At 71.1% G+C, this 9,750-nt stretch carries 8 protein-coding genes and 1 pseudogene; 6 read left to right on the forward strand and 3 right to left on the reverse strand.

Going from position 1 to position 9,750, the window contains the following annotated elements:
- Window positions 1-17: 17 nt before the first annotated feature.
- The 3 genes and pseudogenes from ACGFR9_RS09270 to ACGFR9_RS09280 all read right to left on the reverse strand — a co-directional run bounded on the left by ACGFR9_RS09270 (window position 18) and on the right by ACGFR9_RS09280 (window position 2,105).
- Entirely contained in the window at window positions 18-452 is a 435-nt protein-coding gene (locus tag ACGFR9_RS09270; RefSeq protein ID WP_393205196.1) for a DinB family protein, read from the reverse strand.
- An 18-nt stretch (window positions 453-470) separates the two neighbouring features.
- Window positions 471-1,121, reverse strand: a pseudogene (locus tag ACGFR9_RS09275) (SAM-dependent methyltransferase); the annotation flags it as partial.
- Window positions 1,122-1,157: 36 nt separating this feature from the next.
- Window positions 1,158-2,105 (reverse strand): methionyl-tRNA formyltransferase, encoded by a 948-nt coding sequence (locus ACGFR9_RS09280; RefSeq protein WP_393204620.1) that lies wholly within the window; start codon window positions 2,103-2,105, stop codon window positions 1,158-1,160.
- A 261-nt stretch (window positions 2,106-2,366) separates the two neighbouring features.
- On the opposite strand from ACGFR9_RS09280, the gene ACGFR9_RS09285 reads away from it, so the two are divergent.
- The 6 genes from ACGFR9_RS09285 to ACGFR9_RS09310 all read left to right on the forward strand — a co-directional run bounded on the left by ACGFR9_RS09285 (window position 2,367) and on the right by ACGFR9_RS09310 (window position 9,750).
- Complete coding sequence (locus ACGFR9_RS09285; protein WP_393204623.1) at window positions 2,367-3,713, forward strand: lysine N(6)-hydroxylase/L-ornithine N(5)-oxygenase family protein; 1,347 nt, start codon at window positions 2,367-2,369, stop codon at window positions 3,711-3,713.
- Window positions 3,714-3,724: 11 nt separating this feature from the next.
- Entirely contained in the window at window positions 3,725-4,783 is a 1,059-nt protein-coding gene (locus tag ACGFR9_RS09290; RefSeq protein ID WP_393204626.1) for a FecCD family ABC transporter permease, read from the forward strand.
- Complete coding sequence (locus tag ACGFR9_RS09295) at window positions 4,780-5,865, forward strand: FecCD family ABC transporter permease (RefSeq protein WP_393204629.1); 1,086 nt, start codon at window positions 4,780-4,782, stop codon at window positions 5,863-5,865. The genes ACGFR9_RS09290 and ACGFR9_RS09295 overlap by 4 nt, the downstream gene beginning before the upstream one ends.
- Window positions 5,866-5,920: 55 nt before the next feature.
- Entirely contained in the window at window positions 5,921-6,745 is an 825-nt protein-coding gene (locus tag ACGFR9_RS09300; RefSeq protein ID WP_393205199.1) for an ABC transporter ATP-binding protein, read from the forward strand.
- Between the two features lie 112 nt (window positions 6,746-6,857).
- Window positions 6,858-7,916 (forward strand): iron-siderophore ABC transporter substrate-binding protein, encoded by a 1,059-nt coding sequence (locus ACGFR9_RS09305; protein ID WP_393204632.1) that lies wholly within the window; start codon window positions 6,858-6,860, stop codon window positions 7,914-7,916.
- Between the two features lie 46 nt (window positions 7,917-7,962).
- Window positions 7,963-9,750: an ABC transporter ATP-binding protein gene (locus ACGFR9_RS09310; RefSeq protein ID WP_393204634.1), complete on the forward strand. Its 1,788-nt coding sequence runs from the start codon at window positions 7,963-7,965 to the stop codon at window positions 9,748-9,750.

The raw sequence follows: 9,750 nt of genomic DNA on the forward strand, positions 1-9,750 counted from the left end.
AAGGGTACGGAACGAGGTCAGCGTCCGGTCGACCCGTCGATCAGCTCACGCAGGATGTCCGCGTGCCCCGCGTGGCGGCCGGTCTCCTCGATCATGTGGGCGAGCGCCCGGCGGACGCCGGGGGCGGGGCTCCTGTCGAGCACCTCGTTCGCCCGGGCGACCGTCTGCCGGTAACGGGTGACGACGTCGGCCACGCTGTCGCCGGGAGCGGCCCGGAAGGTGGCCGGCCAGTCGGTGACCCGTTCCCCGAGGAAGGTCGCGCGCTCGACGAAGGTGAGGTGGTGGAGCAGCCCGAGCAGATTCGTGCCCGACGGCACCGCGGCGGTCCGGACCTGCGGTTCGGGCGCGTCCTCGACCTTCGCGGCGACCGAGGTCCGCAGATAGTCGAGGAAGCCGCGCAGGACCTCGCTCTCGCTGTTACCGGTGCGGGGCGGCGGGGTGTCGTGGCGCATGGTGTCTCCCTGCCGGACCGCGCGGCGGACGAGCAGCAGATGGTCGGTGACCTCGGCGGTCCGCCCGTCCGGTCCGGTCGCGATCCGGCGGGGCGAGTCGGCCCGCTCGACCGTCCACTCGGCCGGGTCCAGGGCGAGGTCCGCGGCGACCTCGCCCGGGGCCGGGTGGCGGACGTCGGGGCCCTGGTCCCATGACCACGGGGCGGTCGATCCGTGGTCGACGACCAGCAGCCGCCCGCCCGGCCGCAGGGCGTGCGCGGCCTGGCGCAGCACGGCCGCCCGGTCCAGCTCGAGGGGCGTGTGCAGATAGTGGGCGCAGACGAGATCGAACCCGCCGTCCGGGAACGACTCGCGCAGGTCGTGCCGCCGGGCGGTGATCCGGTCGTCCAGACCGTGGGCGACGGCGAGCGAGGCAAGGCGCCCGACGGCCACGCCCGAGACGTCGACGGCGGTGACGCGCCACCCCTGCCGGGCCAGCCACAGCGCGTCGCCCCCGGCCCCGCACCCCAGATCCAGCACATCGCCGCCCGGCAGACCGGCGACCGCCTCGGTGAGCCGCACGTTGGGCCGTGGCTCGGCGGCCGCGGGCCGCGCCCCGTGGACGTCGTCCCAGAACCCGACCGCGTCGGTGGAGACGGCCCGCGAAATCGACCCGATCGCCGACTCCATCGGCCACTCCCGCCGCAGGGGTCCACCCCCTGCGGGTCAGGGCTGGTTCGTCAGATAGCCGCCCATCGACGTGAAGTACCGTGTCGCGGGCAGTTCCCGGCCGTCCTCCGTCCGTACGCGCGTGATGGCCAGGCCGCGATTGCGGCCGGTACGGGCGTCGGCTCCGGCGACGATCACCACGCCGTCGCCCTCGCGGTAGAAGATCCGGCCCGGAGTGCCGCCGTAGTGTCCCGTCGAGACGACGGCGGCCAGCACCTCGAGGCGCGCGCCCTTGTGGAAGGTGAAGGCGCTCGGATACGGCTCCGACTGGGCACGCACCAGACGCTCCAGGTCCTCCGCCGGCCAGGACCAGTCGATACGGCTGTCCTCGATGGACCGCTTGTGGAAGAAACTCGCCCCGGAGCGGTCCTGCCGGGTGAACTCCGTCCGGCCGGACGCGATCAGGTCCAGCGCGCCGATGGTGACGGGGGCGATGAGGGCGACCGTCTTGTGGAAGAGGTCGGTCGCCGTGTCCGCCGGCCCCACCGGCACCGCCTCCTGCCGGACGATGTCGCCGGCGTCGAGCTCGTCGTTCATCATGTGCGCGGTGACGCCCACTTCGGGCTCACCGTTGACGAGGGCCCAGATCAGCGGAGAGAAGCCCGCGTACTTCGGCAGCAGCGAATCGTGCACGTTCAGGGTGCCGTGCCGCGGAAGGCCGAAGATGCGCGGAGGGATCCACGTACGCCAGTTGTTCGCCACGATGATGTCCGGGTCGGCCTCCTTGAGCCGCTCGAACAGTTCCTCGTCGTCGGGCCGGTTGCGGATCACGACCGGTACGCCGTTCTCCTCGGCGAGGTCGGCGACCGAGTCGCTCCAGATCTTCTCGTACGCGTGCTCGCTCCTCGGGTGTGTCACCACCAGGACCACGTCGTGCTCGGAGTCCAGCAGGGCTTGCAGGGTGCGATGCCCCCAGGTCTGGTAACCGAACATGACGACCCGCATGTGGTTCCTCCTCGTGCCAGGAATGGGCCAGGACAGTAAAGCAAGGCTTACCTAAGCGGTCAACGGGGCTCATGGGGGCGTGCGTTGACGGTCCGCCAGCCGCCAGGTGTCCGTTTTGCGCTATGGACAGCCTTCCGAGCTGAGCTTAGCCTTACCTAAGTTTGGGGCGCGGTTCTTCGGCGTGCCCATCCTCCGTACTTCCCGATGCTCGACCAAAGGCGGCCTGCCCCGCACGGCCGCCGTCCGCACGATGGGAGTGACATGGCAGAGGCTCGTCCTGACGACGCCCCACTGGTCCACGACATCATTGGTATCGGCTTCGGTCCGTCCAACGTGGCCATGGCGATCGCACTCAGCGAGCACAACGCACGCGCCGGCGGTGAGGGGGCGGTCAGCGCCCACTTCTTCGAGCAGCAGCCGCGCTTCGGCTGGCACCGAGGCATGCTGATCGACGACGCGACCATGCAGGTGTCCTTCCTCAAGGACCTGGTGACGCTCCGGAACCCGGCCAGCGAGTACAGCTTCCTGTGCTACCTCAAGAGCAGGGAACGGCTGATCGACTTCATCAACCACAAGAACCTCTTCCCGCTGCGTGTGGAGTTCCACGACTACTTCGAGTGGGCCGCGGGCAAGGTCGACGACATGGTCTCCTACGGCCACGAGGTCGTCGGCGTCATGCCCGTCGCCGGTGACGACGGCGTCGAGTACCTGGACGTGACGGTCCGGTCGGGGGAGGGGCTCGCCGTCCACCGCGCCCGCAACCTCGTCATCGGCACCGGCCTGCGTCCCCTCATGCCGGAGAACACCGAGCGCACCGACCGCGTCTGGCACAACTCCGAACTGCTCGCCAGGGTCGGCGAACTGGAGGGCACCGCCCCGACCCGGTTCGTCGTCGTGGGCGCCGGACAGAGCGCCGCCGAGAACGTCGCCTACCTTCACCGCCGCTTCCCCGAGGCCGAGGTCTGCGCCGTCTTCGCCCGCTACGGCTACAGCCCGGCCGACGACAGCGGATTCGCCAACCGCATCTTCGACCCCGCCGCCGTCGACGACTACTTCACCGCCCCGGACAGCGTCAAACGCCGGCTGATGGACTACCACGGCAACACCAACTACTCCGTGGTGGACATCGATCTGATCGACGACCTCTACCGGCAGATGTACCAGGAGAAGGTGCTCGGCACCGAACGTCTGCGCTTCCTCAACGTCTCCCGGCTCACCGACGTCACCGAGACCCCCGACCGCGTCGAGGCCACCGTCACCTCCCTGGTCACCGGGGAACAGACCCGGCTGGACGCCGACGTCGTGGTCTTCGCCACCGGTTACACACCCGCCGACCCCGTCGGTCTGCTCGGTGAGGTCGCGGACCGCTGCCTGCGCGACGAGGAGGGCCGCGTCCGCGTCGAACGGGACTACCGCATCGCCACGGACCCCGGTCTGCGCTGCGGCATCTATCTGCAGGGCGGCACCGAGCACACCCACGGCATCACCTCCTCGCTGCTGTCCAACACCGCTGTCAGGGTCGGCGAGATCCTCGACTCGCTCCTCGACCGGGGCCTCAAGTCCGCCTCGGACGAAGCACGTTCGGTCGCCGATGGCACCGCCCGGTAACGTACGTCCGCATGAGCACGACTGCGGTGGGTCCCGCCGCTCCCGGGACCATCACCGGTCCCCGACGGCGGCGGGTCACGGGACTGGGCGCGCTGGCGGTGCTTCTCGTGATCGCGGGGGTCGTGTCGCTGGCCGTCGGCGCCCGGGCGCTGACCCCCTCGGAGGTGTGGCACGGGCTGTTCGCGGCGCCGGAGCCGGACCAGCGGCTCACCGAGATCAGACTCATCGTGCGCACCGTGCGGGTGCCCCGTACGGTCCTCGCGATCGTGGCGGGCGTCGCCCTGGGGGTCGGTGGCGCACTGATCCAGGGGTACACGCGCAACCCCATCGCGGACACCGGCCTGCTGGGCGTGAACTCCGGCGGGTCGTTCGCCGTGGTGACGGCGATCGCCGTGTTCGGGCTCTCCGACCCGTTCCAGTACCTCTGGTTCGCCTTCCTCGGGGCGGCGGTCGCCGGCGTGGTGGTGTTCGGACTGGCGAGCATCGGCCGGGGGGCCGGCAATCCGCTGACGCTGGCCCTGGCCGGGCAGGGGGTCACCGTGTTCCTGGCGGCGATGACGACCGCGGTCGCGCTCTCGGACCAGAATTCCCTGAACGCGCTGCGGTTCTGGAACGCCGGCTCCGTCGCCGGAGTCGGCTTCGACGTCATCTGGCCGGTGACCGCGTTCATCGCCGCCGGGCTGGTGCTGGCACTGACCACGCTGCCCGCCGTCAACCTGCTCAACCTGGGCGACGACGTCGCGCGCGGCCTCGGCGTCAACATCGCGCTGACCCGCACCGTCGGCATCGCCGCCATCACCCTGCTGGCGGGCGCGGCGACGGCGGCCTGCGGCCCCATCGCCTTCGTCGGGCTGATGGTGGCCCATGTGGCCCGCTACCTCACCGGCCCGGACTACCGCTGGCTGGTGCCGTACGCCGGTCTGCTCGGCGCGGTCGTCCTGCTGGTCTGCGACATCGTGGGGCGTCTGGTCGTGCGGCCGGGCGAACTCGACGCCGGCATCCTCGTCGCCCTGCTCGGCGCCCCGTTCTTCGCGGTACTGGTGTGGCGCGGAAAGTTCAGGAACGCGTGAGCGGGGCCGGGGTGAAGGTGAACGGGGCGGACGGGAAGGCGTCGTCGACGCCGGGCGTGCGGTTCGGCGGGGTGTCGTTCGTGTGGCGGCCCTGGCTCGTGCTCGTCACGCTGCTGCTGGCGGCCGTGACGTTCCTGTTGTTCTGTGTGTCCATCGCCGTGGGGGACTTCCCCATCGCCCTGCCCCAGGTGATGGCCACGCTGGCCGGCCGGGGCGAGCAGGTCGACGAGTTCGTGATCATGGACCTGCGGATGCCGCGCGCGCTGGCCGGGCTCGTCGTGGGCATCGCGCTCGGCGTGTCCGGCGCCATCACCCAGTCCATCGCCCGCAATCCGCTGGCCAGTCCGGACGTGCTCGGGATCACCGGCGGCGCGAGCGCGACCGCCGTCTTCCTGGTCACCGTGTCGGGCGGGACCTCGGCGGCGATCATGAACTCCGTGGGTCTGTCCGCGGCCGCGCTCCTCGGCGGACTCGGCACCGGGCTGCTGGTGTACTTCCTCGCGTGGCGGCGCGGCATCGACGGCTTCCGGCTCATCCTCATCGGCGTCTCGGTGAGCGCCGTGACGGAGGCGATCACCTCCTGGCTGCTGGTCACTGCCGACATCAGGGACGTCGCCCAGGCCCAGGCCTGGCTCGTCGGCTCGCTGGACGACCGGTCGTGGGACGAGGTCCGGGTGGCCCTGTGGGGCACGCTCGTCCTGCTGATCGTGGTCACGGGCGTGGCGTTCCAGTTCAAGCCGATGCATCTCGGCGACGACGTCGCCGCGGGCCTGGGCGTCCGCTACTCGGCGGTGCGCGCCGTGCTGCTGCTGTGCGCGGTCCTGCTGGCCGGCGTGGCGGTGGGCGCGGCCGGTCCCGTCCCCTTCGTGGCGCTGGTCGCGCCGCAGGTGGCGATGCGACTGGCACGGTGCCCCACCCCGCCGATGGTGGCCTCCGGGGCGTTCGGCGCCCTGCTGCTGATCGGCGCGGACCTGATCGCGCGCACGGCACTGCCCTTCACCCTTCCGGTCGGTGTGGTCACCGCGGCGATAGGCGGCCCCTTCCTCGTCCATCTGCTGGTGCGTGCCAACAGGCGCGGATAACGGGTAAAGAAGCAATGCACGAATCGACGAGGAGGGCCCTGTGGCCACTCGGTCCATGACCAAGATCGCGACGAAGGTGGACGCAGCCTCGCGGCTGACGGCCGACGGTGTCACGGTCGGCTACGGCGCGCGCACCGTCATCGACGGTCTCGACGTGTCCATCCCGTCCGGCGTGGTCACCACCATCATCGGCCCCAACGGCTGCGGGAAATCGACCCTGTTGCGGACCCTCGCGCGGCTGCTGAAGCCGACGGGCGGAACGGTGGTGCTGGACGGCGAGGACATCGCCGGACTCAGGACCAGGGACGTGGCGAAGAAGCTCGGTCTGCTGCCGCAGGCGCCGGTCGCCCCCGAGGGGCTGACGGTGGCCGACCTGGTCGCGCGGGGCCGCCATCCGCACCAGAGCTGGCTGCGGCAGTGGTCGTCGGACGACGCCGGGGTGGTGGAGCGCGCCCTGGCCATGACCGGCGTGTCCGACCTGGCCGACCGCGCGGTCGACACCCTGTCCGGCGGGCAGCGGCAGCGCGTCTGGATCTCCATGACCCTGGCCCAGGGCACCGACCTGCTGCTCCTGGACGAACCGACGACCTATCTGGACCTGGCGCACGCGGTCGACGTACTCGACCTGGTCGACGACCTGCGCGGGTCAGGGTGCACGGTGGTGATGGTGCTGCACGACCTCAATCTGGCCACGCGCTACAGCGACAACCTCGTGGTGATGCGCGAGGGCTCCGTCCTCGCCCAGGGCCACCCGCGCGACGTCATCACGGCCGAGCTGCTGCGGGAGGCGTTCGGACTGCGGGCCAAGGTGATCGACGATCCGGTGGGCGACCGGCCCCTGATCGTGCCGATCGGCCGTACGCACGTTCAACTCGCCTAGTCCGCAATAACGTTATACCGGTTAGGCTAGGCTTGCCTTATCTCCATGGGGTACGGTTTGCCTGCCCTCGGTCAGGGGCGCAGCGGACAGCGCACGAGCAAGGGGACACCGGATGCTCCACCACAGAACGACGCGTACGAGACCATGGCGACGAGTGGCGGCGGTCCTGTCCGCGGCGACGCTCGGGGTCGGGCTCCTCGCGGGATGCGGCTCCGACTCGGGCGCCTCGGACAAGGCGGCCGACACCGGTTCGACCGCCGCGGGCGGCGCCTTCCCGGTCACCGTGGAGCACGCGTTCGGGTCCACGACCGTCGACAAGGCCCCCGAGCGCGTCGTCACCGTCGGCTACACCGACGACCAGACCGCCCTGGCGTTCGGCGTCAAGCCGGTCGGCATGACCGACCAGTACCCGAACCCCACGGGGCAGAGCCCCGACATCAACACCCAGTGGCCCTGGGTGAAGGACAAGTGGGGCGACACCAGGCCCGAGGTCATCATGAAGAACGGTGACGCCGGCCCCAACTACGAGAAGATCGCCGCACTGCGCCCCGATCTGATCATCGCGGTCTACTCCGAGATCGACCAGGCCGGCTACGACAAGCTCTCCAGGATCGCTCCGACGGTGGGCCGAACCAAGGCCGAGAAGGAACTCTTCAGCGCACCCTGGCAGGACAACGCCCTGCACATCGCCAAGGCCCTCGGCAAGGCCGAGGAGGGCGCGAAGATGGTCGAGGACATCGAGGGCAAGCTCGACACGGCCAAGAAGGACCACCCCGAGTTCGCCGGGCAGTCGGCCGTCGCACTGTCCTGGTACGAGAACTCGGTGGCGCCCTTCACCTCCACCGACGTACGCGGACGCCTGGTGTCGGGCATCGGCTTCACCTACCAGACCAAGATCGACGACATCGCCGGCGGCAGCTTCTACACCAAGCTCTCCCCCGAGCGCGTGGACCTCGTCGACGTCGACCACATCTTCGTCATCAACGACAAGGCGGACACCGAGGCGCTGAAGAAGTTCAAGCTCTTCGCCAACCTCGACGCCGTGAAGAAGGGCAACGTGTCGTATCTGCTGGACAGCGAGGGCCCCGCGGTCGGCGCGGCCATCTCGCAGGGCACCCTGCTGTCGATGCCGTACGCCGTCGACGAGCTCGTCAAGTCGGCGGCCGAATGAAGACGGCCGGCCGCGCTCCCTGGTCGCGAGCCCCGTGGGCAGCGGTGTGACCACGACCGCACCACGCGTCGCCCCGGCCGCGCTGCGCACGGCGACCGGTCGCGAGGCGACCCGATGGGTCGCGGCCCACTGCCGCGACGTGCCCTGGCTGACGGCCGCCACCGTGTTCACCACGGTGGCCGGGGCGGCCCTCCAGGTACTCCCGGTCCTCCTGCTCGGCCGGGTCGTCGACGGCGTGGCCGACGGCGCGTCACGCTCGGTCCTCGTCACCATCGGCGTACTGATCGGGGCCGCCGCGCTGCTCGGCGCGGCGGCCACCGCGGTGTCGACCTTTCTGATCGGACGGCTGGGCGCCGATCTCCTCGCACGGCTGCGCGAGGGCGCCGTCCGTGCCGTCCTCGGCATGCCCAGCGCACGCATCGAGCAGGTCGGCAGGGGAGACGTCCTGTCCAGGGTCGGCGACGACGTCGCCGTCATCTCCAAGGGCATCCGTACGGCCGTCCCCACGGTGTTCTCGGCGGGGGTGCTGGTCGCCATCGCCACGCTCGGCATGTTCGGCCTGGACTGGCGGCTCGGGCTGGCGGGCGCCGGCGCGCTGCCCGCGTACGCGCTCGCCCTGCGCTGGTACCTGCCCCGGTCGGCGCCGCTCTACCGGGAGCAGCGCATCGCCCAGGCCGACCGCGCACAGGCCCTGATCAGCGGCCTGAACGGGATCGACACCGTCCGGGCCTACCGTCTGGAGGAGGCGTTCCGGGAGCAGGTGACCCGGGAGTCCTGGCGGGTGCGCGATCTCGGGATCGACGTCTTCCGGTTCTTCGGCCGCTTCGTGGGCAGGGAGAACCGTGCCGAGTTCATCGGCCTGGTCCTCATCATCGTCGTGGGGTACGCCCTGCTGGAGGCCGACGCCGCCACGCTGGGCGAGGTGTCCGCGGCGCCGCTGCTGTTCCACCGGCTGTTCGGCCCGCTGGGCCTGATCATGTTCACCTTCGACGAGGCGCAGAAGTCGGGCGCGAGCCTGACCCGGCTGGTCGGCGTCCTGGGCGAGCCCGCCGAGGAGCGCCTGGTGGGTGACGCGACCTCCCTGCCGGCCGGCACGGCGCCACTGCCGGTGACCGTACGGGGACTGACGTTCACCTATCCGGGTGGCGAGGAACCCGTGCTCAGGGACGTCGACCTGACCATCCCGGCGGGCGGTTCGCTCGCGCTGGTCGGGGCGACGGGCGCCGGCAAGACCACCCTCGCCGCGCTGGTCGCCGGCATCGGGACACCGCAGGCCGGGTCGGTACGCATCGGCCCGACCGACCTTGCCGGACTGGACGAGGCCGGGGCACGGGCACTGGTGAGCATCCTCACCCAGGAGACCCATGTGTTCTCCGGTCCGCTCGCCGCCGACCTGCGGCTGGCGGCACCGGAGGCGACGGACGCCGAGCTGACGGCAGCCCTGCGCACGGCCGGCGCGGGCGAGTGGGCCGAGTCCCTGCCCGAAGGGCTGAACACCCCGGTCGGCGAGGGCGGCGCACGTATGGACGTCACCAAGGTCGCCCAGATCGCCCTGGCCCGGCTGGTGCTGACCAGGGCGCCGGTGGTGGTGCTCGACGAGTCGACCGCCGAGGCCGGCAGTGAGGGGGCCGCCGAGCTGGAACGCGCCGTGCTGGCCGCCTGCGAGGGCCGGACCACCCTGTTCGTGGCACACCGGCTGACCCAGGCGATGGCGGCCGACCGGATCGCCGTGCTGGACGCCGGACGCGTCGTCGAACAGGGGCGGCACGAGGAGCTGGTGGCCGCGGACGGCCGGTACGCGCGCCTCTGGCAGGCATGGCGCGAGGGTAGTTAG

Origin of the sequence: Streptomyces sp. NPDC048584, from assembly GCF_043199595.1 — a bacterium.
In the GTDB taxonomy this organism is placed as follows: domain Bacteria; phylum Actinomycetota; class Actinomycetes; order Streptomycetales; family Streptomycetaceae; genus Streptomyces; species Streptomyces edwardsiae.